Raw genomic sequence first — 26,499 nt, 5'->3', positions numbered from 1 at the left:
GGGGGCGGGCTCGGGGGTGTCCGAGTGTTCGCGACGGGCGAGCCGGTTCTTGCGGTGGCCGTACCCGAAGTAGATGACCGCGCCGAGCAGCATCCAGGCGAGGAACCGCAGCCAGGTCTCCACCGACAGGTTCAGGCTCAGGTAGAGGCAGGCCACTGCGGTGACGATCGGCAGCACCGGCGAGAACGGCACCTTGAACGGCCGCTCCAGGTCGGGGCGGCGCCTGCGCAGGATCGGCACCGCGATCGCGACCAGCGTGAACGCGCAGAGCGCGCCGATGCTGACCAGGTCGGCCAGCGCGGACAGCGGCAGGAAACCGGCGAGCAGCGCCACCGCGACGGTCATGATCCCGGCGATCCGGTACGGGGTGCCCCAGCGCGGGTGCACCTTGGCGATGGCGGGTGGGATGAGCCCGTCGCGGGCGATGGCGAAGCCGATCCGGCCCATCGCCACCAGGTCGACCAGGATCACGCTGGTGAGCCCGGCGACGGCGGCGATGGAGACGAGCACCGCGGCCCAGCCGGCGCCGACCGCCCGGAACGCGGACGCGATGGGCGCGCCCTCGTCGATCTCGGTGTACTTGACCATGCCGACAACGACGAGCGAGACGCCGATGTAGAGCACCGTGGAGATGAGCAGCGTGCCGAGCAGACCCAGCGGCAGGTCCCGCTTGGGCTTGCGGGTCTCCTCACCCAGGTTCGCCACGGCCTCGAACCCGGTGTACGCGAAGAACACCACTGCGGCGGCGGTGAGCACCCCGGCGAAGCCGAAGACGGACGGCTCCAACCCGAAGATCGCCTGGGTGACCGGCTGCTTGACGCCGTCGTCCCCGGCCCCGGCCGGCTCGGCGGACGGGATGAACGGGCTGAGGTTGGCCGCCTTGACGAAGAACAGCCCGGCGATGATGACGAAGGCACAGATCGCCACCTTGACCAGCACGAGCAGGTTGGTGACCCGGGCCGACTCGCGGATGCCGACGACGGCGACCACACCGAGTACCAGCACGATGCCGATCGCGCCGAGGTTGACGACGCTGCCCTCCTCGGCGAACCAGGCGCTGGGCAGGCCGAACAGGTCGGCGAGGTAGCCGGACCAGCCACGGGCGACCACCGCCGCGCCGAGCGCGAACTCCAGCAGCAGGTCCCAGCCGATGATCCAGGCGACGATCTCGCCCATCGTCGCGTACGCGTAGGTGTAGGCGCTGCCGGCGGTCGGCACGCTGCTGGCGAGTTCGGCGTAGCAGAGCGCGGCGAGCAGCGCGACCAGGCCGGCGATGCCGAACGAGATCACCACACCCGGCCCGGCGCTGTTGCGCGCCTCGACACCGGTGAGGGTGAAGATGCCGGTGCCGATCACGATGCCGATGCCGAAGCCCATCAGGTCGACCGCGCCGAGCCGGCGCCGCAGGCCCGGTTTGCCGTCCTCGCCGTCGGCGTCGCCCTGGGCGAGCACGTCGCCGATCGGCTTGGTACGCAGGACCGACATCTGATCACCTCCCCCGCCGTGCGGCCGCCACGGTGGCGGTCCGTGACCGGGCAAGCTACCCAGCCGTTTTGCGCTCCAATCCCGCACGGTGTGTCTCGGAATCGTCACGATCCGGCCGATCGGACGACGCCGGACATCGATCGGCCCTCAGGGTCTTGCGCCGGACACGGATAGATGAAAGTTTTCTACCGGAGGTACGGGTATCGCGGCGAATCTTGCCGTGACGCCCCGCCGCCGACCGTCCCCCCGGACCCGACGAAGGGACCGCACCGCATGAAGGCAACTCGGCTCGGAGCCGCCGCGCTGGCCGCGGCGCTGCTCGGCACGCTGGTCGCCGGCACACCGGCGCAGGCCGCCCCCGGCGACAACACAGGCACCGCCACTTCCCCCTCCACCGACTGCGTCACCGACCCGGCCACTCCCAAGCGCCAGTTCCGGGCCATGTGGATCGCCTCGGTGACGAACATCGACTGGCCCAGCAAGGGTTCCTGGACCGCGCCGGACCAGGTGGCCAAGCAGAAGGCCGAATACCTGGCCTGGCTCGACCTGGCCCAGAAGCTCAACCACAACGCCGTCGTGGTCCAGGTCCGCCCGACCGCGGACGCGTTCTGGCCCTCGCCGTACGAGCCGTGGTCGGAGTATCTGACCGGCGTACGCGGCAAGAACCCCGGCTGGGATCCGCTGGACTTCCTGGTCGCCGAGTCGCACAAGCGCAACCTGGAGTTCCACGCCTGGTTCAACCCGTACCGCGTCTCCATGCCCGCGCCCGGCGGCGCCGGCGCCGACCTGTCGCAACTGGCCCCGGACAGCCCGGCCCGCCAGCACCCCGACTGGGTCTTCGCTTACCCGCCGGCCGGCGTCGCCGGCAGCCGGCTCTACTACAACCCCGGCGTCCCCGAGGTCCGCGAGTTCGTCCAGACCGCGATGATGGACGCGGTCAAGCGGTACGACATCGACGGCGTGCACTTCGACGACTACTTCTACCCGTACCCGAGCGGCACCCACCAGGTGCCCGACGACGCCACGTTCGCGGCGTACAACAGGGGCTTCACCGACAAGGCCGACTGGCGGCGGGACAACATCAACCTGCTGATCCAGGAGATGAACGCCAAGATCAAGGCGGTCAAGCCGTATGTGAAGTTCGGCGTCAGCCCGTTCGGCATCTGGCGCAACGCGTCGGCCGACCCGAACGGCTCGGACACCACCGGCTCGCAGTCGTACGACATCATCTCCGCCGACTCCCGGAAGTGGGTCAAGGAGGAGTGGATCGACTACATCGTGCCGCAGCTCTACTGGTACATCGGCCAGTACCCGGCCGCCGACTACGCCCGGCTGGTGCCGTGGTGGGCCGAGCAGGTGCGCGGCACGCGGGTGCAGCTCTACATCGGCCAGGCCGACTACAAGAGCGGTGACCCGGCGTACGGGTCGTTCTGGATGAACCCGCAGGAGCTGTCGAACCACCTGACGCTCAACCGGTCGTACCCGGAGGTGCTCGGCAACGTGCACTTCTCCGCGGTGCAGGTGCGGGCGAACCGGCTCGGCGCCACCGACATCTACGCCGCCGAGCACTACTCCCGCCCGGCGCTGGTGCCCACCATGACGCACCTGCCGCGCAAGCCGCTGCTGTTCCCGGTGGTCACCAAGGCCCAGCGGGAGGCGGACGGGGTACGCCTGAGCTGGCGTCAGCCGGCCGACGGCATGGGCCCGCTCGGCACCGCCGCGTCGTACGCGATCTACCGGTTCGACGGGCACGGCCTGGCCGGGCGCTGCGACTTCGCCGACGCCTCCCACCTGGTCGGCACCGTCCGGGCCACGGACGGCGCGGTGCAGTCCTGGGTGGACACGACGGCGGCCGACGGCGCCCGGTACACGTACTACGTGACCGCGCTGGACCGGCTGGCGAACGAGAGCCCGGCGAGCCCGCCGCGCTTCGTGCGCTGACCCCCGTCGAATGCCCCCGGGCCGCCTCGCCGGCCTGGGGGGCATTCGTCTGTTTGGGCGGATGTCAGCGAGCCGTTCCCCGGAGCATCGCCCCAGGTCACCCACTTGATCGACACTTGTCGACATCCGGAGATCCCGGCCACCACCCGCGGAGGTTCCCGTGTCCCGTCGCCTCGCCACCATCCTCGCCGCCGGAACACTCGCCCTGCTCACCATGCTCGGCCTGGCCACGCCGGCCGCCGCCGCGGTGAGCACCCAGCAGAAGCTGTCCGTCCTGACCAGCTGGACGCAGACCAGCGCGTCCAGCTACAACGCCTGGAACAGCGCCCGGCAGAACCGGGCACCCTGGACGGAGTACGGCTTCGACTGGTCCACCGACTACTGCTCGTCCAGCCCGGACAACCCGATCGGGTTCAACTTCAAGCTCTCCTGCTACCGGCACGACTTCGGCTACCGCAACCACAAGGCGATGGGCGTCTTCTCGTCCAGCAAGTCCCGCCTGGACAGCGCCTTCTACGCCGACCTGAAGCGGGTCTGCGCCACGTACAACGCGGTGGTCCGGCCCGCCTGCTACAGCCTCGCCTGGACGTACTACCAGGCGGTGAGCGTCTTCGGGTCGGTCGCCGCCGTGTCGCAGGCCGACCTCGACCGCGCCGCCCGGATGAAGGCCGACGCCCAGCGTCGCGCCGCCGCGACCGCCTGACGTACCGCGCGGGGAGTCCGCCACCCGGCGGGCTCCCCGCCCTCGTCGGCCGCCCGGCTCAGCCCGTTGTGCTGCGCGGCTCGAACGCCGGCCACGAACCCGGCGTCTGCTTGCCGAACCGGGGCGAGTCGGCGGCCAGGTCCGGGTGCTCGACGTGCAGCGCCAGCGCCGCCACCTCGTCCAGCCGCAGCCCCGTCCCGGCGCCGTAGGCGGCGTCGAACGCCTCGTCGCCCAGCACCCGCCGCAGCTCCGTCTGCCGGGCCGACCAGTACGGGCCGTATATCCCCGGTGTGGCCCGCAGGTTCGCCCGGGTGGCCTGCGCCGCCCCGAACAGCCGGGCCGCCGCCAGCGCGTCCCCGGCGAGCGCGCAGCGAACCGCTATCGCGTTGATCGTGTCGCAGGCCCGGCCCAGGTAGCCGTGACTCATCCGGGACCGCAACGCCACCAGCAGGTGCTCGTGCGCGGCGACCAGGTCGCCCCGGGCCAGGGCCACCATGCCGAGCAGCATGTCCACCGACCGGCCGCCCCGCTCGGCCGGCCGGGCCGCCTCGACCGGACGGGCCGCGGCGAGCAGGTCGGCCGCCTCGTCCAGCGCGCCCCGGCGCCAGAGCAACTCGGCGAGGTTGTAGACGGCCAGGAGCGCGTCGCCCACCACGTCCTGCGCGTACGCCCAGTCGATCACCTCACGGCAGACCCGCTCCGCCTCGGCGAACTGCCCCATGTCGACCAGCGGCGCCGCGCGACCGGCCAGCACCCGGGCCAGCAGCCCTCGGTCACCGGACTGCCGGGCGGCCGCCTCGGCCCGCTGCGAGTACCGCAGCTCCTCACCGAACTCGCCGTCCGCGCCCGCGTGCAGCGAGTGCATGTGGTACGCGGCGGCCAACTCGGCGTCCGGCATCACCTCGCCGGTCTCGGCGAGCCGGCCGTAGAGCCGGAACAGCCAGAGCCGCCCCTCCCGCGCCAGCCCGCGCTCCCGCCACCACTGGTCCAGGTCACCCGCCAGCGACAGTCCCGACCGGGCGCTGCCACCTGTGGCGCACCAGCGCAACGCGGCCCGCAACTCGTTCGCCAGCGGGTCGAGCGCGTACAGGGAGAGCGTCACCGGGCGGCCGTCCGGCCCCAGGTGCGCCCGGTCCAGCGCGTGCCGGCACCAGGCGACGTGCCGGTCCCGGGCGCTCTGCTCCTCGCCCGCCTCGACCAGCCGCCGGGCCGCGTACGCCCGGATCGGGTCGAGCATCCGGTAGGTGCTGCCGGAGGCGTGCGGCTCGGCCAGCACCATCGACTTGTCCACCAGCACCGAGAGCGGGTCGAGCGGGTCCTCGTCGAGCAGCCACTGCACGGTGGGCAGGTCCACCGGGCCGGCGAACACCGCCATCCAGCGCAGCAGCCGGGCCGAGCGCGCGCCGAGCGTCCGGTACGACCAGGTCACTGTGGCCTGGATGGTCAGGTGCCGCTCGCTCGCCGACCGCTGCACCGCCCGGGTCGCCGGGGTGGGCGGTGCGGCGCCGGTCGCGGCGGCCACCAGGTCCACCGTGTCCTGCTGGTTGCCGCTCCAGCCGGCCTCCACCGGCGGCGGCTCCGCCGTCTCCCGCCCGGCGTCGAGCGTGCCCAGCATGTCGTCCAGCCGCTCGGCCAGTTGCCCGGCCGAGAGCACCCGCAGCCGGGCCGCGGCAAGCTCGATGGCCAGCGGTAAACCGTCCAGGCGGCGTACCACCCGGTGCAGGTCGGCCTGCTCGGCCGGCTCCGGCGCCCGGCCGCCGCGGGCCACGGCGGTACGGTCCAGCAGCAGCGCCACCGCGTCGCTTCCCCCGCCGTCGGGGCCCTCGTCCACCGACAGCGGCGGTATCCGCCACACCACCTCGCCGGGTACGCCGAACGACTCCCGGCTGGTCGCCAGCACCCGCACACCCCGGCCACCGGCGAGCAGCCGGCCGATCACCTCGGCCGACGCCGCGGTCTGGGCGTCGCAGGTGTCCAGCAGCACGAGCATCCGGCGCGGCGCCGCGTACTCCACGAGGGTGTCGACCATCGGCCGGCCGGGCTCCGGGCGCAGGCCGAGCACGGCGGCGATCTCGAACGCCACCAGCCCCGGGTCGGTCACCGCGGCGATGTCGACGAACCAGACGCCGTCGGGGTAGTCCTCGACGATCCCGGAGGCCAGCTCCACCGCCAGCCGGGTCTTGCCGGCGCCGCCCGCGCCGAGCACCGTCACCAGGCGGTACGCCTCGACCAGCCGCCCCAGCTCGGCGCGCTCGGCCTGCCGGCCGACGAACGAGGTGACCTGGGTGGGCAGGTTGTGTGCTGTCGCGTCGGCGGTACGCGGACGCGGGAACCGCCGCTCCAACCCGGGCGCGACGAGCTGGAACAGCCGCTCCCGGTCGTCGAAGCCGCGCAGCCGGTGCAGTCCGAGGTCCAGCAGGGACACCCCGTCCGGCAGCGGGTCGGCGTGCCGGGCGGTGGCGGCGGAGCAGAGCACCTGCCCGCCGTGCGCGGCGGCGGCCACCCGGGCGGCCCGGTGCACCTCGGGGCTGGCGTACTCGCCGTCGCGGGGCTCGGCGTACCCGGTGTGCAGTCCCATCCGTACCCGGGGGGTGGCGTCGGGGTTGGGCCACTCGTGGCCGGCGAGCGCGCGCTGCGCGGTCAGGCAGGCGCGGACCGCGGCGGCGGCGTCGGGGAACGCGAGGAAGAACGAGTCCCCCTCGGTCAGCAGCTCCGCGCCGTCGGTGCCGGCCAGGGTGTCGCGCAGCAGCCGCCGGTGCTCGTGCAGGACCGGGCGGTAGACCGGGCCGAGCATCCGGGCCAGCCGCGTCGAGCCCTCGATGTCGGTGAACACGAAGGTCACCCACCCGCTGGGGAGGTGGTGTCCTTGCGACATACGTCGAACCTCCGCCCGGTGACGTCGGGTTCATGCTGCCCTATGGTCGTGCCGTCACGCATCGTGAGAACGGCTGGGCAGATTCCGCCCCAAGGTGCCAAAGGATCACACCGGCGGCAAGACCCCGATCGACCCGCGGGACGGACGGCGGAAAGTCAGCAGCCGCAGGAGCCGCCGCAGCAACCGCCGCCGCTGGGAATCCCACCGCTCGGAGCGGAGCCGCCCCGGCCGGTGACGGCCACCGTGGACAGCAGTTTCACCGTGTCGGCGTGGCCCTGCGGGCAGGTGGCCGGCCGTCCGGCCTCGGCCATCGGGCGGTTGACCTCGAAGGTGTCGCCGCAGGCGCGGCAACGGAACTCGTACCGGGGCATGTCCCAAGCGTACGGCCGGGCCTGACGTCGTCACCCGGATGGGTGATACTCGACGGGTGGTGGACGGCGAACGGCGAGCGACGGCCCGGCCCCTGCGACCCGCCGCGCCACCCGACGACGGCACCCCGCCCATCCCGCGGCCCCGCAGAGCCGGCTCCGAGCCTGTCGAGAAGCCGCAGCTCGGTCCGGGCGCGAAGGCGGACGCCGAGCCCGGAGCGGGCGGGGACGAGCAGCCGGATTCCGGGCCGGAGACGAAGGCCGAGGCGGCGGCCGAGAGCGGCGGGCGGCGTCGGCGGATGCCGTTCGCGCACGCCGTCCGGACGCGCCCGAGGCAACTCACAGTCGGCGCGACCCGGGCCACCCGCGCCTGGTCCCGGCGGCCCGGCGGCCGCACCACGCTGCCCGCGCTGTTCCTGCTCGCGCTGGTCGCCGCCGCCGCCACTGCCGGTGCGGTGGTCGTGCCGGCGGCGGTCGGCCGGCCGGAGCCGGTCGCCGAGGCCACGCCGTCGCAGAGCGTGCCGCAGACCGCGGCGGCACCCGCCACGCCGCCGTTGCCGGAGCTGACCGGCCTGCCCGGAACCGCCGCGCCCACCGGCACGCCGCTGCCCGGTGCGACCACCGCTCCGGCGCTGCCCGCCGGGCGTCCCGCCGACGCGCTCACCGGCTGGGCGCAGCGGGTCGGCGCGGTGACCGGCGTCCCCGTGGTGGCGCTCCAGGCGTACGCCTACGCCGAGCTGGTGCTCGCCCAGACCAACCGTGGGTGCCAGCTGAGCTGGACCACGCTGGCCGCGATCGGTTACGTCGAGTCGCGCCACGGCGCGGCCAACGGCGCCACGCTGCAAGCCGACGGGCGGGCCCTGCCGGAGATCAAGGGAGAGCCACTCGACGGGCAGGGCGGCCGGTCCCGGATCCTCGACACCGACCAGGGGCTGCTCGACGGCGACCGGGTCCACGACCGGGCGCTCGGCCCGATGCAGTTCATCCCGACCACCTGGCAGGAGATCGGCGCGGACGCGGACGGCGACGGCGTGAAGAACCCGCACGACATCGACGACGCGGCGCTGGCCGCCGGGCTCTACCTGTGCAAGGGCGGCCGGAACATGACCATCCCGGGTGACTGGTGGGGCGCCATCCTTTCCTACAACGATGTGCGTCGGTACGCCCAGGCCGTCTTCGACAAGGCCGACGAGTACGGCAGGCTCAGCCGCAACGTGAGGTGACGGCTCGCGTACATTCGCGGACTCAACCCTTCCCCCCGGCTGCCGTTGACGGCAAGCTAGACGGGTGATGGTGCGCGAGTGGGATCCCAGGACCGCGTCGTCCGCCGAGATCGCGTCCCTGCTGGACACGCTGAACGCGGTCCTGGCGGCCGATCTGCCGCAGGATCCGCCATGGCGGGAGAGCTCCATGCGGGAGTATCTCTCCGAGGTGATGCCCGGCGAGCGGCGGATCTCGTGGGTCGCGCAGGAGGACGCCGGCCCGGACGGCACGCCCGGGGCGATCCTCGGGCATGTGCACGTGCTGCTGCTCGGCGGGATCGGCGTGCTCGAGGTGCTGGTGCACCCGGCGATCCGGCGCAGCGGCGTCGGCCGCGAGCTGGTGCGGGTGGCCGCCCGCCGGGTCTGGGACGAGGGCTTCCAGTCGATCGGTGTGGAGGTGGTCGGCGACACCCCGGCCGTGGGGTTCTACGAGTCGCTGGGCTTCACCCGCGACTACGTGGAGACCCGCAGCGTGCTCGACCTGCGCTCGGTGGACTGGCCGGCGCTCACCGAGATGGCCGCCGAGGTCGGCGCGGGCTACCGCGTGGAGTTCTGGCCGGGTGGCCCGCCGGACGAGCTGATCGAGGCGTACGCGCGGGCCAAGGCCGAGGTGCGCGACTCCGACGACGTGGAGCTGCGGCCCAGCTCCTACGACCCGGACCGGCTGCGCGACAGCCTCGCCACGCTGCACCGGCGCGGCATGAAGCCGTACATCGTGCTCGCGCTGCACGAGCAGACCGGCGAGGTGGCCGGGTTGACCGAGGTGGTGGTGCCGGCGCAGCACCCGACCCGGGCCGACCAGTACGACACGATCGTCGTCCACGACCACCGCGGCTACGGCATCGACCGGGCCATCAAGGCGCGGATGTTGCTGGAGCTGCGTTCGGCCGAGCCCGAGGTGGCCGAGGTGCAGACCTGGAACGCGCAGGACAACGAGTCGATGCTGAAGGTCAACGCCGAGCTGGGCTACCGCCCCGACCGCGACTGGTGCGAATACGGTGTGGACGTGGCCGAACTGGTGCACCGGCTGGACAGTCACCGCTGACCGTTCACCGTCCGGCCATCGAAGGGCTGGACGGTGTACCCACGAGAGCCTTAACGTTCGTTAGTTCCTGTCCACCCATCGTGGAGGCCCCATGCGCCCGCGCCGCACCCTCGCCGCGCTCGCGACCACCGCCGCCGTCACCCTCACGGCGATCGCTGTCGCACCCACCGCGGCCAGCGCCGCGCCCACCGACCTGTTCATCTCGGAGTACGTCGAGGGGTCGTCCAACAACAAGGCCGTCGAGCTGTACAACGGCACCGGCGCCCCGATCGACCTGGGAGCCGGCGGCTACCAGCTCCAGCTCTTCTTCAACGGCGCCACCACCTCGACGAACGTGGCCCTCACCGGGACCGTCGCCGCCGGTGACGTGTTCGTCTTCGCCGCCGCGGCGGCCGCGCCGGCGATCCTCGCCCAAGCCGACCAGACGTACTCCGGTTCGCTGTTCAACGGCGACGACGCGATCGTGCTGCGCAAGGGCGGCACGGTGGTCGACTCCCTCGGCCAGGTCGGCGTCGACCCGGGCAGCGAGTGGGGCAACGGCCTCACCAGCACCGCGGACAACACGCTGCGCCGGCTGCCCTCGGTGGCCGCCGGCGACACCGACCCGGCGGACGCGTTCGACCCGGCCGCGCAGTGGGCCGGCTTCGCCACCGACACGTTCGACGGCCTGGGCAGCCACACCGTCGGCGGCGGTCCGGTCGATCAGCCGCCCACTCTGGCCTGCGGCGGCGCGCTGACGCTGTCGGCGGGCGCCACCGCGACCCGCGAGGTGACCGCGACCGACGCCGACGACACGATCACCGACCTGGTGGTCACCTCGGTCGTGCCGGTGCCGGCGAGCGGCTCGATCAGCCGTACCGCGTTCACCCCGGCGACCGCCGACGGCGGCACGGCCACCGCGACGCTGACCGCCACCGGCCTGCCGGCCGGCGGCTACGCGGTCACCGTGACCTCCACCGACACCGACGGCGACAGCGCCACCTGCACGCTCACCGTGCAGGCCACGAGCGTGCTGTCGGTCGGCGAGGTGCAGGGCCGCACCGCCGACGACGAGGACGGCCGCACCGACCGGTCGCCGCTCGCACCGGCCAGCGGCAACGGCACCAGCTCCACGCTGTACGACGTACGCGGCGTCATCACCGGCATGTCCCTGACCCGCAGTTCGGCCGGGGCCGACCAGTGGGGCTTCTACCTCCAGAGCCGGCTCGGCAGCGAGGACGGCGACCCGCTGACCTCCGACGGCCTGTTCGTCTTCATGGGCTCGTTCACCACGCTGATCGGCGGGTACGCCCCGACCGTCGGTGACGAGGTCGTGCTGCGCGGCCGGGTCTCCGAGTACTTCAGCCAGACCCAGCTGTCCAGCGCCTCGCTGGTCCGCAAGCTCGACTCCGGCCTCGACGTGGACACCGTGGTCCGGGTCGACGACGCGGTCCCGCCGGCCGAGGCGGCCGCCGCCGACCTGTTCTGGGAGCGGCACGAGGGCGAGCGGATGCGGGTACGCGCCGGCAGCGGCGTCTCCGCGCCCCGGCACATCTACTCCTCCACCGCCGACTCCGAGATCTACGTGCTGGACCGCGAGGACCCGGTGATGAAGCGGTCCGACCCGTACGCCCGGCGGGTGTTCCGGGACGCGCACCCGCTCGACGACATCCCCGGCACGCTGTTCGACAACGGCAACAACCAGCGCATCCTGCTGGGTGCGGGCGGTGTGAAGGCGACCGCCGGTGACTCCCGGGCGCTGCTGCCCGAGGCACGCACGTTCGACACGCTCACCGAGGACGCCTACGGCTCCGTCTCGTACGCGTTCAGCAAGTACAGCGTGCAGCCGGAGCAGCTCACGCTGACCGGTGGCGCCGACCCGGCCGCCAACCACCCGCCGCAGCCGGCCGACCGCGGCAGCGAGGTCGCGATCGCCACCTACAACGTGGAGAACCTGTACGACTACCGCGACGACCCGTTCGACGGCTGCGACTTCGCCGGCAACACCGGCTGCCCCGGCGTCAGCCCGCCGTTCGACTACGTGCCGGCGAGCCCGGAGGCGTACGCGGCCAAGCTGGCCGTGCAGGCCCGGCAGATCGTCCAGTCGCTGCACAGCCCGGATCTGATCCTGGTGCAGGAGGCCGAGGACCAGGACATCTGCTCGGTGGTCGGCGGCGCTCTGGCCTGCGGCGACACCAACAACGCCGACGGCGCGCCGGACACCGTGCAGGAGCTGGCGCTCGCCATCGCGGCCAACGGCGGCCCGGCGTACGCCGCCGCGTACGACCGGACCGGCGCGGACGCCCGGGGCATCGCCTCGGCGTTCCTCTACCGGGCCGACCGGCTGACGCTCGCCGAGGCGACCGCCGCGGACCCGCTGCTGGGCTCCGCCCCGACCGTCCAGTACCGCTCGGCGGCGCTGCCGTCCAACGCAGACGTGCAGAACCCCAAGGCGCTCAACGCGGTGCTCCCGGCCGACGTGGACCGGTCGACCGGGGTGGACGGCAGCAACGTCTACACCCGTGCGGCGCAGGTGGCCCGGTTCACAGTGAAGGCCGGCCCCGGATCGACCGAGCGGTTCACGCTCTGGGCGGTCGCCAACCACTTCTCGTCCGGACCGGACAGCCGGGTCGGGCAGCGCCGCGAGCAGGCCGCGTACGGGGCAGCGATCGTCCAGGCGGTCGAGGCGAGCGACCCGAACGCCCGCGTGGTCTACGGCGGGGACCTGAACGTCTTCCCCCGCCCGGACGACCCGATCGCCACCGCCCAGAACCCGACCCCGTCGGACCAGCTCGCCCCGCTGTACGAGGCCGGGCTGCACAACCTCTGGGACGACCTGGTGAAGGACGCGCCGGCGTCGGCGTACTCGTACACATTCAGCGGTCAGGCGCAGACGCTGGACAACCTCTTCGTGAACGACCCGATGCACGACGACCTGGTGCAGGTACGGACGGCGCACATCAACGCCGACTACCCGACCGACGCGCCGGAGTTGGGCGACCGGGGTGCCAGCGACCACGACCCGCAGGTGGCCCGGTTCCGGTCGCGCGCCTCGCTGCGGGTCGCGGACACCTCGGTCACCGAGGGCGACAAGGGCACCAGCACGATGACGTTCACCGTCACCGTGTCCCGCCCGCTCTCCGAGCCGGCCCTGATCTGCGCGGCCACCTACGGCACCACCGCCCAGGCCGGGTCGGACTACGACCCGTACGTGGGCTGCCGGGTGCTGGCCGCGGGCCGGACCTCGCTGACGTTCCCGGTCACCGTGCGCGGTGACCGCAAGCGCGAGGCGGACGAGAAGCTCACGCTGTACGTGGCCGGGGTGCCGGGCCTGCGGCTGGCCGACCCGTCCGGCGTCGGGACGATCCTGAACGACGACTGAGCGGTGTGCCGCGCGGCGGCCCGTCGATCCCCTCATGGGCGGATCGGCGGGCCGCCGCGGTATCCGCACCGTTGCGGATCGGGCGGAGGCGGCACGCTCCGGTACTTGGCCACCCGCACCTCCCACTGGCTGCGGCGGCGCAGCCAGTCCCGGACCTCCCGGTTGCGGTAGAACGTCTCCGGCGGGCGGGCCAGCCCGTACCGGTCGGCCCACCACTCCCCCGGCTCCGGGTCGGTGATGACGTCGAGGTGGGACGGGTACCGCCGCTCCGCGCCGTCCCGCAGGTCGGCCCGGTCACGCATCGGCTTGAGCACCCGGCCGGCCTCGTCGACGACCACGAGCCGGAAGCCGGCCGTGCCGATGATGCGCGACAGCATGGCCAGGCTCGGCGTCAGCGTCCCCGCCTCGATCCGCCCGATCGTGCTCGGATGCACCCGGGCGAACCGGCCCAGCTCACGCTGGCTGGCGTCGGCCCGGCGACGCACCGCCCGGACGATCCCCGGCGCCGGGAACGGCACGTCGAACGGCTCGGTGAGCAGCGCCGGCCCCTCGCCTCCCGCCGCCACGGTGGGCACGCCGGGTGCGGCCCAGGCTCCCGTCCCCGTCCCCGCGCCCGTGGCAGCGGCGGTGGCGGTGCCGCTGTGGGCGCCCGTGGCGGTGCCGGTGGCGGCGCCCGCCTCCGGCTCGGTGTCGGCGATGTCTGTCACGCCGCCCACGGTCCCGTCTCCCGCACCGACCGGGCAACCCCGCTCCCCGCCCCTGTGGAGAACCCGGGATTCGGCGTCCAACTCCGCATGGCAGCGACCGCCAGCACACACAGAGGGTGACGATCACTCAGCGTTAAGGGCTGCCGCCGAAGCGAGCGACCCGACGCCATCACAAACGCGACTTAAGCGGACACAATCCTCGCGAGCGTCGCAGCAGGGATAACCACCTCGGCAGACTTTGCTCTGCAGCCCCCGAGGCAGCACTCACGATTCGTGACAGTTGCGCCCATGGCTGCAGAGCAAAGTTGGCGAAGGGTGAGGTGTCCTGTCGCTCGAAAAGACACCCTGAGTGATCGCCTTGGGCTGTGGACAACCGCGGCGACCACAACGAGGACGGCGAAGCCGGAGAACTCGGCGAGCCGAGCCCGCCGCCGCACGTGCCGGCATCAGAGGGGCGACATCGGCCGGGCGGCGGTCAGTAACGCTCGCGCAGCAACTGGGCGGCCTCGACGGCCCAGTAGGTGAGGATGATCTGGGCGCCGGCCCGGCGGATCGAGGTGAGCGTCTCCAGCATCACCCGCTCCCGGTCGATCCAGCCGTTCGCGGCGGCCGCCTCGACCATCGCGTACTCGCCGGAGACCTGGTAGGCGGCGACCGGGACGTTCACCGCATCACGGACCGCCGACACCACGTCGAGGTAGGGCAGCGCGGGCTTGACCATCACCATGTCGGCGCCCTCGGCCACGTCCAGCTCGACCTCGCGCAGCGACTCGCGCAGGTTCGCCGGGTCCTGCTGGTAGGTGCGCCGGTCCCCCTCCAGCGCCGACTCCACGGCGTCGCGGAACGGGCCGTAGAAGGCGGAGGCGTACTTCACCGCGTACGCGAGCACCGAGACGTCCTGGTGCCCGGCGGCGTCGAGCGCCTTGCGGACCACGCCGACCTGGCCGTCCATCATCCCGGACGGCCCGACCACGTGGACCCCGGCGGCGGCCTGGGCCACCGCCATGTCGGCGTACGCGGCGAGCGTGGCGTCGTTGTCGATCCCGCCGTCCGGGGTGAGCAGGCCGCAGTGCCCGTGCGAGGTGAACTCGTCCAGGCACAGGTCGCTCATCACCACAGTCGAGTCGCCGACCTCGGCGACCACGTCCCGGATCGCCGTGTTGAGCACGCCGGCCGGGTCGATGCCACCGGAGCCGGTCTCGTCCCGCGTGGCCGGCACCCCGAACAGCATGATCCCGCCGACCTCGGCCTGGACCGCCTCCGCGGCGGCCTTGCGCAGCGAGTCCCGGGAGTGCTGGAGCACCCCCGGGAGCGACGCGATGGCCCGCGGCTCGGTCAGCCCCTCCTTGACGAACATCGGCACGACCAGCTCGGCCGGGTCGACGCGGGTCTCGGAGACCAGCCGCCGCACGGCCGCGTTGCGGCGCAGTCGGCGGGGCCGGATCTCGGGGTACGGCATGACGGGCCTCCTGTCAGCGGAACCGCAGGGCGGTCGGGCCCTGCACCTTCGAGCCCCGGCGCTGCTTCGCCGGCATGGCGGCGAGCTTCTCCCGCAGCTCGACGGCGTAGGCGGCGAGCGCCTCCACCAGGTCGGGCACCGAGGCGTGCGGCGGCTGCACGTCGACGCGCAGGCCGAACTCGGTGGCGGTCTCCGCCGTCTTGGGCCCGATCACTGCAACAACGGTCCGCGCGTGCGGCTTCCCGGCGATACCGACGAGGTTCCGCACGGTGGACGACGAGGTGAACAGCACCGCGTCGAACCCGCCGGACTTGATCGCGTCGCGGATCTCGGCGGGCGGCGGCGCCGCGCGCACGGTCCGGTACGCGGTCACGTCGTCGACCTCCCAGCCGCGCTCGGTCAGGCCGGCGGCCAGGGTCTCGGTGGCGATGTCGGCGCGCGGCAGCAGCACCCGGCCGACCGGGTCGAGGATCTCGTCGTGCGGCGAGAACTCGGCCAGCAGGCCCTCGGAGGACTGCTCCCCGGAGGGGATCAGCTCGGGCTGGATGCCGAAGGCACGGACCGCCTCGGCGGTGGCGTCACCGATGCAGGCGATCTTCACGCCACCGAAGTGGCGGGCGTCGAGGCCGTGCTCGGCGAACTTCTCCCACACCGCCCGGACCGCGTTCACCGAGGTGAAGATGACCCAGGCGTACCGGCCGTCGACCAGGCCCTTCACGGCCCGCTCCATCTGCGCCGGGGTACGCGGCGGCTCGACCGCGATGGTCGGCACCTCGCACGGGATCGCCCCGTACGCGCGCAGCCGCGCGCTCATCACGCCAGCCTGCTCCTTGGTGCGGGGCACCAGCACCTTCCAGCCGTACAGCGGGCGGTTCTCCCACCAGCTCAGCTTGTCGCGGTCGGTGACGGCCGCGCCGACGGTGAGCACCACCCGGCCGGTGAAGCCGAGCGCCGCCGCGACGAAGGAGTCGACTGTCGACGTGGTGGTGTACTGCGTCTCGCCGGTGCCGTCACCGGTCACCCCGACCGCTGTGGTGCCGTCGACCCCGGCGGCCAGCAGGCCGTCCCGGACGGCGGCCAGGTCACCGGCGTCCACGGCGAGCGCCAGCGAACCCCGCCCGACGGCGGTGGCGAGCGCCTCGAAGTCCAGCGCGGTGACGTCCTCGACGTCGGCGGCGGTGCGTACGCCCGGCAGCGGGACACCCGCGTACGTGGCCACGCCCTCGGCCTGGCCGACGCCCGGGACCACCTCGAAGTGCGCGGCGGTACGCGCGACCGCCTGCACCTCCTTGACCACCGAGTCGTGGCCGAACGGGTCACCGGCGACCAGGTGCACGGCGTTCTGCCCGGACCGGGCCGCGGAGATCAGCACCTTCGCCACGTCCCCCGGTACGCCCTCGGCGGGGCTGAACTCGGCGTCGGGCCGGGCCTGGGCGCGGACGTGCGCCAGGAGCGACTCGGGTACGCCCCGGTCGTAGACCACCTGGTCGGCGTCGACCAGGGCGTCCAGCGCCCGGCGGGTCAGCAGGCCCGGGTCGCCGGGACCGGCCCCGACGAATGCGATCTGGCCTACGGGCTTACGGGTGCGGGTCATTCTGTGCTCCCAAGTTGCTGGGTCCCCGGGCCGGCCTGTGCGTCCTGGCCGAGGATCGAGTCGGCGCCGAGTTCGAGGAGTTCGGCGGCGAGTGCCTTGCCGATCTCCGCCGCGTCGGCGGGCGTTCCGGTGCGGGACAGCCGGAGGTCACGAGTACCGTCCGGGCTGATCACCGCACCGCGCAGGTAGATCTCCTGATTGACGTCGCCCTCGTCGGTGGGCTCGCCTTCGGCGAGAACGGCGTACGCGGCCACGGGCGCGCTGCATCCTGCCTCCAGGGTGGCCAGCAGCGCCCGTTCCGCGGTGATCGCGGCACGGGACGGTGCGTGGTCGAGCAGCGCGAGCAGCTCGATCACGTCCTGGTCGTCGGCCCGGCACTCGACGGCGAGCGCACCCTGGGCGGGTGCGGGCAGCATGAGCATCGGGTCGAGCGTCTCGGTGATGACGTCGGCGCGGCCGATCCGGTTGAGCCCGGCGCGGGCGAGCACGACGGCGTCGAGGTCGGCGTCCGGGCCGAGCACGCGGCCGAGCCGGGTGTCGACGTTGCCCCGGATCGGGCTGACCTCCAACTGCATGCCCAGCGCGTGCAACTGGGCGATCCGGCGCAGCGCGCCGGTGCCGACGCGGGCGCCGGGCGGCAGCTCGGCGAGCGTACGGCCGTTCGTGGCCACCAGCGCGTCACGCGGATCCTGCCGGGGCGGTACGGCCGCGACGTGCAGGCCGGGCGCCGCCGCGGTGGGCAGGTCCTTGTACGAGTGGACGGCGAAGTCGATCTCGCCGGCGGTCAGCGCGTCGCGCAGCGCGGAGACGAACACGCCGACGCCGAGCCGCTGCACCGGGGCGGTGGACCTGTCGCCGGCGGTCACCACCTCGACCAGCTCGACCGGGCGGCCGGTGGCCGCGGTGAGGGCCTCGGCGACGTGGCCGGACTGGGCCATCGCCAGGGCGCTGCCCCGGGTACCGAGGCGAAGGGGGGCGGTCATCGCGCACCTCCGGTGGGCGGGACGTCGGCGGCGTCGAACGACGGCCGGCCGTCGAGGTCGGTGGCGACCACGTCGGGGACGGTGTCGACCGGGGACGTCTGCGGAACGTCCAGGTCGAACAGTTCGCGCAGCAGCGCCGCGTACTGGTCGCCGCCGGGCTCGGCGGCGAGCTGGCGGACCCGTACGGTCGGCTGGTGCAGCAGCCGCTGCACGACCCGGTGCACGGTGCGGGCGACCTCGGCGCGCTGGTCGTCGCTGAGGTCGGGGCGGCGCTGGCCGAGCCGGCGCAGCTCGGTGGTGACGACGTCCTCGGCCCGGCCGCGCAGGGCGGCCACCGTCGGTGCGACGTCGGCGCCGCGCAGCCAGCTCAGGAACGCCTCGACCTCGCCGGTCACGATCCGGGCCACCTCGGCGGCGTCGGCCGCGGCCGGTCCGTCGGCGAGGACGGCGGCCATCCGGTCGATGTCGATCACCTCGACGCCGGGCAGCTCGGCGACGCCGGGCTCGACGTCGCGCGGGACGGCCAGGTCGAGCAGGACCAGCGGGCCGCGGTCGGCGTCCCGGCGGGCCAGCGCCCGGGTCACCACGTCGCGGGTGAGCACCGCCTCGGTGGCGGCGGTGGCGGCGACCACGACGTCGACGTCGGCGAGCGCGGTGATCAGCTCGGCCATCGGCACGGCGGACGCGCCGTACGACTCGGCGAGCCGGACGGCACGGGCGGCGCCCCGGTTGGTCACGGTGAGCGGGCCGGCGCCCAGCCGGGACAGCGTGGCCACGCCCAGCGAGCCCATCGCGCCGGCGCCCACCACCATGGCGGGCCGGCCGGCCAGGTCGCCGTCGAGCAGCCCGGCGGCGAGATCGAGGGCGGCGGTGACGACGCTCTGCCCGGCCCGGTCGATGTTGGTCTCGGCGTGCGCGCGCTTGCCGACCCGCAGCGCCTGCTGCATCAGCTCGTGCAGCAGCCGCCCGGCGGAGTCGGCGCCACCGGCGGAGTGGTAGGCGTCGCGAAGCTGGCCGAGGATCTGCGCCTCGCCCACCACCATCGAGTCGAGCCCGGCGGCCACCCGGAAGACGTGGTCCACGGCGGCGGCGTCGTAGTGGACGTAGAGGTGCGGGGCGAGCGCCGCGGGCTGGCAGCCGGCCTGGTCGGCCAGGACCGCGCAGATGTCACCGAGTCCGCCGTGGAACCCGGAGACGGCGGCGTAGACCTCCACCCGGTTGCAGGTGGAGACCAGGACGGCCTCGGCGACGTACGGCTGGGCGATCAGGCGGTCCAGCGTGCGGGTGAGGTCGGCGGGCGGGACGGCCAGCTGTTCCAGGGTGGCGACCGGGGCGGTGCGGTAGGACGCGCCGACGACGAGCAGTTTCACGTGCCGATCGCCTCCTGGGTGTCGGTTGCCGCGAGTCCGCCGGGCAGGGCGGTGAGGGCGGACCCGCCGGTGGCGGGGAGCGCGGTCAGCGATGCCTTGCGGTGCTCGTGGAAGGACAGGATCTGCAGCTCGATGGCGAGGTCGACCTTGCGCACGTCGACCCCGTCCGGAACCGAGAGTACGCAGGGCGCGAAGTTGAGGATGCTCGTCACGCCGACGGCGACCAACTGGTCGGCGACCGCCTGGGCGGCCGGGGCGGGGGTGGCGATGACGCCGATCGAGATCGACTCCTCGGCGACGATCTGGGGCAGCTCGTCGACGTGCCGTACGACCAGGCCGTTGATCACTTCGCCGACGCGGGACCGGTCGGCGTCGACCAGCGCGGCGATGCGGAATCCGCGGTTGGCGAAGCCGTCGTAGCCGGCCAGGGCGTGACCGAGATTACCCACGCCGACGAGCGCGACGGTCCGGCACTGGGTGAGCCCGAGCACCGAGGAGATCTGGTCGACCAGCAGCGCCACGTCGTAGCCGACGCCGCGGGTGCCGTACGAGCCGAGGTGGGACAGGTCCTTGCGGAGCTTCGCGGAGTTGACGCCGGCGGCGTTGGCGAGGCCCTCGCTGGACACCGTCTCGTGCCCGGCGTCGGCGAGCGCGTGCAGCGCACGCAGGTATTCCGGGAGCCGGGACACGGTCGCCTCGGGCAGGTCCGGAAGCGCCGGTACGGCACCGGTGCGACCGGGCGCGCCTGGTTGACGGTGCTGGCTCATGAGACTCCGTGCGGTGCGATCCTCGACCAGCGACGGGGGCCGGTCGTTTCGGGACTCCCGCTGGCGACCGAGATTGCCGGCTGTGCTAGCAGGGCGCGTCGGAACTACAGAGTAGGTGTTTGTGAAGGGGTGCACAAATCGCGATCTTGAAAGCTCGCGACGCGCCTTCACCTGCCCCTCCATTCCCGCAAGATCGATCAACCGCGTCTCTCGGCGGCGCATGCCGATTATTGCTCAATCCAGACTTCCCTGACCAATCGCGCGGGGCCCGTAGCGCTCCGTGACCGGCGTGGCGAGGCGAGTCTCACGTTTCGAGTAGGGAGAACCCCACCCCGAACAGGCCAGCGTGCGGGATGGGTGGGCGGGGCACGCGCCCATAGCCTCGAACCATGACCGCAGCACCACTGGCCACCGCGCCCGCTCCGCTGTCCCCCGTCCACGGGCTCCTGCGCCGCCTCGCCCGCGACACCACCTACGTGCTCGTGGGCCTCCCGCTGGCGATCGTCAGCTTCGTGCTGGCAGTGGTGGGGATCTCACTCAGCGCCGGGCTGCTGGTGACCACGCTCGGCCTGCCGATCCTCGCCGGCTTCCTCTACGCGGCCCGCGGGCTGGCCGACATCGAGCGGCTCCGGCTCGCCGGGGTGCAGGACCGGCCCCGGGTACGCCCGGTCTACCGCAGACCGGAGCCGGGTGCCGGGTTCTGGCGCCGGGTGTTCACCCCGATCCGGGACGCGCAGTCGTGGCTCGACCTGCTGCACGCCTTCGTCCGGCTGCTCGTGGCGGTGCCCACGTTCGTGCTGCTCGTGGTCTGGTGGGTGCTCGCACTGGGCGGCACCCTCTACATCGCGTACGACTGGGCCATCCCGCGCGGCGCGGACGACCAGGACCTGAGCCAACTCCTCGGGATGGGCGACGGCCCCGGCGCGCGGATCGCCCTGAACACCGCGATCGGGCTGTTCGCCCTGTTCACCCTCCCGCTGGTGGCGCGCGGGTGCGCCCGGCTCCAGGCCGGGCTGGCGTACTCGCTGCTCACCGGCGTGGCCGAGATGCGGCAGCGGATCGTCACGCTGGAGGAGCAGAAGCGGGCCGCCGCCTCGGCCGAGGCGGTCGCGCTGCGCCGGCTGGAGCGCGACATCCACGACGGCCCGCAGCAGCGGCTGGTCCGGCTCGCCATGGACCTCGGCCGGGCCCGCCACCAGCTCGCCGCCGACCCGGAGGCGGCCCGGCAGACGCTCGACGAGGCCGTCGCGCAGACGCGGGAGACGCTGGACGAGCTGCGTGCCCTGTCCCGGGGCATCGCGCCGCCGATCCTGGTCGACCGGGGCCTGCCCAGCGCGCTCGCCGCGCTCGCCGCCCGCGCCCTGGTACCCACCGAGCTGACCGTGGACGACGACCTGGGCACCGCCGCCGGGCGGCTCGACCCGGGGCTGGAGAGCACCGCGTACTTCGTGGTGGCCGAGGCCCTGACGAACGTCTCGAAGCACAGCCGGGCGAACATCTGCCGGGTGGAGGTCACCCGGAAGGTGGGCCGGCTGGAGATCACCGTCACCGACGACGGCGCCGGCGGCGCGCACCTGGCCAAGGGGCACGGGCTCAGCGGCATCGCCGACCGGGTCCGGGCGGCGGGCGGCACCCTGGAGGTGGCCAGCCCGGCCGGCGGCCCGACCCGGATCCACGCCGAACTGCCGAGGTGACCCGGTTCGCCCGGGCTCCGGGCCGTCGCGCGGTGGCGCGGCGCGCCCGGCATTCGGGCCGCCGGGCGGCAACCGGGTCCGGGCGTGATAGACACCGGACCCATGCGGGTGGTGATCGCGGACGACGCCGTACTGCTCCGGGAGGGGCTGGTCCGGCTGCTGACCGAGTACGGGCACGAGGTGGTGGCGGCCGTCGGTGACGGTGACGCGCTGGTCGAGGCGGTGGTGGCGCACCGGCCCGACGTCTCGGTGGTGGACGTGCGGATGCCGCCGTCACACACCGACGAGGGACTGCGCGCCTCGGTGGAGGCCCGCCGCCGGGTGCCCGGTACGCCGATCCTGGTGCTGTCCCAGTACGTCGAGGTGTCGTACGCCGACGACCTGCTGGACACCGCGGGCGGGGGCGGCGGTGGGATCGGCTACCTGCTCAAGGACCGGGTCGCCGCGATCGACGAGTTCCTCGACGGCCTGGCCCGGGTGGCGGCCGGCGGCACCGTGCTCGACCCGGAGGTGATCAGCCAGTTGCTGGTCCGGCGGCGGCGCGACGACCCGCTGGCGTCGCTGACCCCGCGCGAGCGCGAAGTGCTGGCGCTGATGGCCGAGGGCCGCTCGAACACCGCCATCGCCCGCGCGCTCGTGGTCAGCGACGGCGCGGTGGAGAAGCACGTCCGCAACATCTTCACCAAGCTGGACCTGCCCCCTGATGCGACCACCCACCACCGCCGCGTCCTGGCCGTCCTGGCCCACCTGCGCGCCTGACCGGGCGGGTCAGGCGAGCGTGCGGGCCAGCGTCACCGCCTCGGTGAGCGTGTCGGCGGCCGGGTGGCCGCTGCCGCGCAGCCGGTCCGGGTCGGACAGGCCGCCGGTGTAGAGGACGCAGCGGGCGCCGACCGAGGCGGCCGCGTCGGCGTCGTCGAGCGAGTCGCCGATCAGCACCACCTCGTGCCCGCCCAGCCCCAGCTCGGCCAGGTGCTTCTCCAGCCACTCGGCCTTGTGCCCGCCGCCGACAGTGGCGCGCAGTCCGTCCACCCGGCGGAAGTGCGGGGTCAGGCCGTACGTGTGCACGGTCGGCACCAGCTCGTCGTGGAACCACATGGACAGCAGCGACTGGCTGCCCTCCCAGGACTCGATCGCGGTGGTGGCGTCGGCGGCCAGGGCGCAGGTGGTCAGCCCGGCCCGGTAGGCGTCGTGGAAGACCCGGTCGAGCGTCCCGAACGCCTCGGCGTCCACGGCCCGGCCGAGCATCTCGGCGTAGTAGTCGGCGATCGGCCGCCGGAACCGGACCCGGTGCTCGGCCGCGGTGACCGCCGGTCCGCCGGCGCTGGCGAAGGCGACGTTAGTGGCCTGGACCACCAGGTCGAGGTCGTCGAGGAGCGTTCCGTTCCAGTCCCACACGAGGTGGCGTCGCATACCCGTCACCCGAGCACCATAGTGCTAGAGCTGCGGCGTGGTCAGATCGCGCAGCAGCCGGTCCTCCTCGACCCGCCAGTAGCCGTGCTCCTTGCCGTCGAGCAGCACCACAGGCAGCCGGTCGCCGTAGTCGCGCTCCATCTCCAGGTCGCCTGTGACGTCCCGCTCCACCCAGCGGTCGCCGGTGACCGCCACCACCCGGTCGAGCGCGGCCTTGGCGTCGTCGCACAGGTGGCAGCCGGGCCGGGTGATCAGGATGAGCCTCGGGTCACTGGACATCGGATACCTCCGTGCGGATCTCGGTCGGCGTCGCCGGGGACGGCACCGCGGGCGCCGGGCGCAGCTCGGTCTTGCGTACCTTCCCGATCGCCGAGTACGGCAGGCTGTCGACGAACTCGACGGCGGTCGGGCACTTGAACCGGGCCAGGTTACGCGCGCAGTGGGCGAGCAGGTCCTCCGCCGTCACCGGCGGGCCGGCCGCCCGGACCACGTACGCCCGCACAGTCTCGCCGGTCCGCGGGTGCGGCACGCCCAGGACGGCCGACTCGGCCACCCCGGGGTGCGCCTGGAGCACCAGCTCCACCTCGTGCGGGTAGACGTTGAAGCCGTTGACGAGGATCAGCTCTCCGAGCCGGTCGACCAGGAACAGGTCGCCGTCGCCGTCGGCGTACGCGACGTCGCCGGTGGGCCACCAGCCGTCCGGGTCCGGCCCGCCCCGCCCGTCCGGCCAGTATCCGGCGAACAGGTTCGGGCCGCGTACCACGATCTGCCCGGGGTCGGTGCCGGACGGCTCGTCGGAGAGGTCCATCTCGTCCTCGTCGGGGGCGTCGGCGGGCACCCCGTCGCGCCACAGCTCGGTGCCGTCGGACCCGACCAGGCGCAGCCCGACGCCGGGCAGCGGGCGGCCGATCGAACCCGGTTTCGGCTCGCCGCCGACGAGCGTCGAGGTGAGCACCGGCGCGGTCTCGGTGAGCCCGTAGCCGACGTGCACCGGGTGCCCGGTCAGCTCGGTGAAGCGCGCGCCGGCCGCGAGCGGCAGCGGCGCCGCGCCGCACACCGCGACGCGTACCGAGGCGAGCGCCGCGGCCGGGTCACGCTCCGCCTCGGCCCAGGTCAGGAACATCGGCGGTACGCCGACGAGCACTGTGACCCGGTGCCGGGCGATGTCGTCCAGCGCACCGGCCGGGCCGGGCTCGTCGACGAGCACCCCGGTCGCGCCGTGCCGCACGACGGCGCCGAGTGCGGAGTTCAGCCCGTACGCGTGGAACAGCGGAAGGGCGAGCAGCACGACGTCGTCGGGGCCGACCACAGGTGGTTCGATGCGGTCGACCTGGTCGTGGTTGGCGGCGAGCGCCCGGTGCGACAGCATCGCGCCCTTGGGCCGGCCCTCGGTGCCGGAGGTGTAGAGCAGGACGGCGAGGTCGTCGCCGGAGCGGGCCGGGAACCGGGCCGGCGCGGCGTCGCCGGACACCGGCGGCGCGGTGTGCACGGCACGCAGCGCGGGCAGCTCGGCGGGGTCCACCCGAGCGGTCACCTCGGGCGCGCCGACGAGCACGGCCGCGCCGGAGTCGGCGAGGACGTGCCGCAGCTCGCGGGCGGTCAGCGTCGGGTTGACCGGTACGGCCACCAGCCCGGCCCGGAGCGCGGCGAGGTAGGTGACCACGAAGTCGGGGGTGTTGCCGAACGCGATCGCCACCCGGGGCGGGTGGCCGGTTCCGTCGGCCGGTGGCGCGTCGGCGAGCAGCGCGCGGGCGGTGGCGGTGACCGCCTCGTCCAGCTCGGACCAGAGCAGCGTCCGGTCGCGCCAGTGCAGCGCGGCCCGGTCGCCCCGTTGCGCGGCGGCGTGGCGGAGCCGGTCGGCGAGGTTCGGCGCGGAGCTTTCGGCGGCGTCCTGCACGGTGGCTGAGTCTGGCACAGCGGTGTCCGACAGGCCATGCCCGAACACGGCGCCGGGTCCGCCGCACGGGACTGCAATTGTCGTACGGTGGGATTCCTAGCCACGGGATGAGGATCTCCACCGGTGCCCGGGCGGGAAGCCGGACGTTACCCGGCCGCACCGCTCCCGCGACACGCCGAGCGAAAAGAAAATCGGCTCCGACCAGGACTTTCCACTGCGGACCAGGTTCCGGCGCGAAAGTCAACCACACACGACGGACAACGGGTCCGCCATGTGTGCGACCTGGCGGGAAATACTTCCGCTCTGTGTAACGGACTTGCCACGCGTGGGTGACGTTGGCCCTATCATCACTCGGGTCGGCTCACCCCATTTGCCGTGAGTCGACACCCCTCAGCCCGAGGAGGCCCCCGTGCCCGTGAGCGCATTGGACCAGCACCTCAAGGGGATCTGCCGCCCGCCGGCACGTCCCGACCCGGCCGTGCCCGACCGGGTGTTACCCGGTCCTCCGGCGCGGTCACTGTCCGCTCAGCCTGGGGAGGCGCGGTGACCACCTTCGGTTACGCCGAACGACCGGCCGGTGTCACCGGCCCGGCCCAGCGCAACCCGCTCAACGAGCGCGCGGACCCCGGCCCCCGGGGCACCGACGGCCAGCTCGCGGTACGCGGCGACGGGCGGCGCGTCCGCAGCCGCGCGCACCACACGAACGAGGCGCCGCCCCGCCCCGCGGCCCCGGGCGGCAACGCGAAGCCCGCGACCGGCCGCCTGGGCAGTCCGACCCGCCCGACCATGCCGGCCCAGGCGCGACGCGGCGACGCGGCGACCGGGGCCGAGCCGTCCGCCGCCGAGACCGCGGTCCTGCCGGCGGTGACCACCGGCGACACCGCCGTCCTGCCCGCCGTGCCGGCCGCCGCGCCCGCCACCGGCTTCCCCAGCCGCCCCGACCCGTCCGACCCGGCCACCGAGGTGTGGACGCTGGTCGAGCGCGCACAGGCGGGCGAGTCCGAGGCGTTCGGGCTGATCTACGACAGGTACGTCGACACCGTCTTCCGGTTCGTCTACTTCCGCGTCGGCAACCGCCAGCTCGCCGAGGACCTCACCTCCGACACGTTCCTGCGGGCGCTCAAGCGGATCGGCAGCTTCACCTGGCAGGGGCGCGACCTCGGCGCCTGGCTGGTCACCATCGCCCGCAACCTGGTCGCCGACCACTTCAAGTCCGGGCGCTACCGGCTGGAGGTCACCACCGGTGACGTCCTGGACGCCGACCGGGAGGACCGCGGACCCGAGGGCAGCCCCGAGGCGGCGGTGGTGGAGCACATCACGAACGTCGCCCTGCTCACCGCCGTCAAGCAGCTCAACCCGGAGCAGCAGGAGTGCATCGTGCTGCGGTTCCTCCAGGGCTTCTCGGTGGCCGAGACGGCCCGCTCCATGGGCAAGAACGAGGGCGCCATCAAGGCCCTGCAGTACCGGGCGGTCCGGGCGCTGGCCCGGCTGCTGCCCGACGGCTTCCACTCCTGACGGTCCCGACCCGGCCGGCGCACGTCGCCGGGCGGTGTCGCATGCCCGACGTACCCCCCACCC

19 protein-coding genes and 1 pseudogene are annotated in these 26,499 nt (G+C 73.6%); 8 read left to right on the top strand and 12 right to left on the bottom strand.

Annotated elements, in window-relative coordinates; all coding sequences use genetic code 11:
• The coding region (locus ABD52_RS22640) for an amino acid permease (RefSeq protein ID WP_047893147.1) at positions 1 to 1,485 on the bottom strand (1,485 nt) is incomplete at its 3' end.
• Between the two features lie 273 nt (positions 1,486 to 1,758).
• Here ABD52_RS22640 and ABD52_RS22635 point away from each other — a divergent pair.
• Positions 1,759 to 3,426, top strand: coding sequence for a glycoside hydrolase family 10 protein (locus tag ABD52_RS22635; protein WP_013288736.1), 1,668 nt, complete (start codon positions 1,759 to 1,761; stop codon positions 3,424 to 3,426).
• 160 nt (positions 3,427 to 3,586) lie between these two features.
• Positions 3,587 to 4,129, top strand: coding sequence for a phospholipase (locus tag ABD52_RS22630; RefSeq protein WP_013475162.1), 543 nt, complete (start codon positions 3,587 to 3,589; stop codon positions 4,127 to 4,129).
• A 115-nt stretch (positions 4,130 to 4,244) separates the two neighbouring features.
• Here ABD52_RS22630 and ABD52_RS22625 read toward each other — a convergent pair.
• Both ABD52_RS22625 and ABD52_RS22620 read right to left on the bottom strand, forming a co-directional pair.
• A pseudogene (locus tag ABD52_RS22625) lies at positions 4,245 to 7,004 on the bottom strand (adenylate/guanylate cyclase domain-containing protein); the annotation flags it as partial.
• A gap of 155 nt (positions 7,005 to 7,159) precedes the next feature.
• The gene (locus tag ABD52_RS22620) at positions 7,160 to 7,375 is read right to left on the bottom strand and encodes a zinc ribbon domain-containing protein (protein ID WP_013288739.1); all 216 of its coding nucleotides are present in this window, start codon (positions 7,373 to 7,375) and stop codon (positions 7,160 to 7,162) included.
• A gap of 38 nt (positions 7,376 to 7,413) precedes the next feature.
• Between ABD52_RS22620 and ABD52_RS22615 the strand changes: the two genes are divergently transcribed.
• The 3 genes from ABD52_RS22615 to ABD52_RS22605 all read left to right on the top strand — a co-directional run bounded on the left by ABD52_RS22615 (position 7,414) and on the right by ABD52_RS22605 (position 13,040).
• On the top strand, positions 7,414 to 8,595 hold the full coding sequence (locus tag ABD52_RS22615) for a lytic transglycosylase domain-containing protein (RefSeq protein WP_047893146.1): 1,182 nt from the start codon (positions 7,414 to 7,416) through the stop codon (positions 8,593 to 8,595).
• Between the two features lie 67 nt (positions 8,596 to 8,662).
• Complete coding sequence (locus ABD52_RS22610) at positions 8,663 to 9,679, top strand: GNAT family N-acetyltransferase (protein ID WP_013288741.1); 1,017 nt, start codon at positions 8,663 to 8,665, stop codon at positions 9,677 to 9,679.
• Between the two features lie 91 nt (positions 9,680 to 9,770).
• Positions 9,771 to 13,040: a lamin tail domain-containing protein gene (locus ABD52_RS22605; protein WP_047893145.1), complete on the top strand. Its 3,270-nt coding sequence runs from the start codon at positions 9,771 to 9,773 to the stop codon at positions 13,038 to 13,040.
• Positions 13,041 to 13,072: 32 nt separating this feature from the next.
• Here the strand turns inward: ABD52_RS22605 and ABD52_RS22600 are convergent, their stop codons facing one another.
• The 6 genes from ABD52_RS22600 to ABD52_RS22575 form a co-directional block, all read right to left on the bottom strand.
• Entirely contained in the window at positions 13,073 to 13,747 is a 675-nt protein-coding gene (locus ABD52_RS22600; protein WP_235437533.1) for a helix-turn-helix transcriptional regulator, read from the bottom strand.
• A 475-nt stretch (positions 13,748 to 14,222) separates the two neighbouring features.
• Entirely contained in the window at positions 14,223 to 15,206 is a 984-nt protein-coding gene (gene hemB / locus ABD52_RS22595; RefSeq protein WP_047893143.1) for a porphobilinogen synthase, read from the bottom strand.
• Positions 15,207 to 15,219: 13 nt separating this feature from the next.
• Positions 15,220 to 16,800: a uroporphyrinogen-III synthase gene (locus tag ABD52_RS22590; protein ID WP_047893142.1), complete on the bottom strand. Its 1,581-nt coding sequence runs from the start codon at positions 16,798 to 16,800 to the stop codon at positions 15,220 to 15,222.
• Positions 16,797 to 17,783, bottom strand: coding sequence for a hydroxymethylbilane synthase (gene hemC / locus ABD52_RS22585; RefSeq protein ID WP_013288746.1), 987 nt, complete (start codon positions 17,781 to 17,783; stop codon positions 16,797 to 16,799). The genes ABD52_RS22590 and hemC overlap by 4 nt, the downstream gene beginning before the upstream one ends.
• The gene (locus tag ABD52_RS22580; protein WP_013288747.1) at positions 17,780 to 19,153 is read right to left on the bottom strand and encodes a glutamyl-tRNA reductase; all 1,374 of its coding nucleotides are present in this window, start codon (positions 19,151 to 19,153) and stop codon (positions 17,780 to 17,782) included. Before ABD52_RS22580 ends, hemC begins: the two co-directional genes overlap by 4 nt.
• Positions 19,150 to 19,920 carry a redox-sensing transcriptional repressor Rex gene (locus ABD52_RS22575; RefSeq protein ID WP_013288748.1) on the bottom strand — a complete coding sequence of 257 codons (771 nt, stop codon included), beginning with the start codon at positions 19,918 to 19,920 and terminating at the stop codon, positions 19,150 to 19,152. Before ABD52_RS22575 ends, ABD52_RS22580 begins: the two co-directional genes overlap by 4 nt.
• 389 nt (positions 19,921 to 20,309) lie before the next feature.
• On the opposite strand from ABD52_RS22575, the gene ABD52_RS22570 reads away from it, so the two are divergent.
• Positions 20,310 to 21,614 carry a sensor histidine kinase gene (locus ABD52_RS22570; protein ID WP_047893141.1) on the top strand — a complete coding sequence of 435 codons (1,305 nt, stop codon included), beginning with the start codon at positions 20,310 to 20,312 and terminating at the stop codon, positions 21,612 to 21,614.
• Positions 21,615 to 21,716: 102 nt separating this feature from the next.
• Positions 21,717 to 22,373 (top strand): response regulator transcription factor, encoded by a 657-nt coding sequence (locus ABD52_RS22565; RefSeq protein ID WP_047893140.1) that lies wholly within the window; start codon positions 21,717 to 21,719, stop codon positions 22,371 to 22,373.
• A gap of 9 nt (positions 22,374 to 22,382) precedes the next feature.
• Here ABD52_RS22565 and ABD52_RS22560 read toward each other — a convergent pair whose 3' ends face one another.
• The 3 genes from ABD52_RS22560 to ABD52_RS22550 are packed head-to-tail and all read right to left on the bottom strand — an operon-like array spanning position 22,383 to position 24,969.
• Entirely contained in the window at positions 22,383 to 23,024 is a 642-nt protein-coding gene (locus ABD52_RS22560; RefSeq protein WP_013475152.1) for an HAD family hydrolase, read from the bottom strand.
• A gap of 24 nt (positions 23,025 to 23,048) precedes the next feature.
• Positions 23,049 to 23,303, bottom strand: coding sequence for a glutaredoxin family protein (locus ABD52_RS22555; RefSeq protein WP_013288752.1), 255 nt, complete (start codon positions 23,301 to 23,303; stop codon positions 23,049 to 23,051).
• A complete protein-coding gene (locus ABD52_RS22550) occupies positions 23,293 to 24,969 on the bottom strand; it encodes an AMP-binding protein (RefSeq protein WP_047893139.1) in 1,677 nt (558 codons plus the stop codon). The genes ABD52_RS22555 and ABD52_RS22550 overlap by 11 nt, the downstream gene beginning before the upstream one ends.
• A 495-nt stretch (positions 24,970 to 25,464) precedes the next feature.
• Between ABD52_RS22550 and ABD52_RS22545 the strand changes: the two genes are divergently transcribed.
• Positions 25,465 to 26,436 (top strand): ECF subfamily RNA polymerase sigma factor, BldN family, encoded by a 972-nt coding sequence (locus tag ABD52_RS22545; protein ID WP_047893138.1) that lies wholly within the window; start codon positions 25,465 to 25,467, stop codon positions 26,434 to 26,436.
• Positions 26,437 to 26,499: the final 63 nt, after the last annotated feature.

Source organism: Micromonospora sp. RV43, assembly GCF_001029515.1.
Lineage (GTDB): Bacteria > Actinomycetota > Actinomycetes > Mycobacteriales > Micromonosporaceae > Micromonospora > Micromonospora aurantiaca.
Note: the sequence above shows the minus strand (reverse complement) of the source record. Positions and strands in the feature narration are given on the sequence as shown.